This is a genomic window from Roseibium sp. RKSG952, from assembly GCF_009711355.1.
In genome coordinates, this window is record NZ_SMMF01000237.1 from 1 (window position 1) to 418 (window position 418).

The 418-nt window shown below is 54.3% G+C and carries 1 protein-coding gene; it reads right to left on the minus strand.

Annotation, left to right across the window (positions count from 1 at the left end):
* Positions 1–19: 19 nt before the first annotated feature.
* Positions 20–418 (minus strand): ISAs1 family transposase (locus E1297_RS00575; protein WP_155132629.1); only part of this gene is annotated, 399 nt, incomplete at its 5' end.

Sequence of the window (418 nt, forward strand, 5' to 3'; positions counted from 1 at the left end):
CAGGGCTAACGCATGAAACTCATAACGCCATGATTTTCAGCATGTAATCGTTGTCCCATCCGGCAGCCTTACGTTTACCCTTGATGGAGCCTTTCTGAGATTTGTCCGCTTTGACCAGATTAATGGCGATCTTTCGGATGACAGAGAGGTTTGCAGCCGCATTGCGGTCCCGCACCCGACAGTCATCTTCACGGAAACCGACATCAAGCACCCAATGCAAACTGTTTTCGATGGCCCAATGATTACGCACTGCCGCGGCCAGCGCTGGTCCGTCGAGCTTGGCTGAGGTCAGGAAATATCTTATGTCCGCCTTGGCGCCCCCTCGTTCACCGCCGTGGGCATTGTTCTGGCTTGTTATGGTTTCCACCGCGATAACGTGTGTCAGCCCGCGCCATCCCTCCAAAGCCTCAATCAGCTG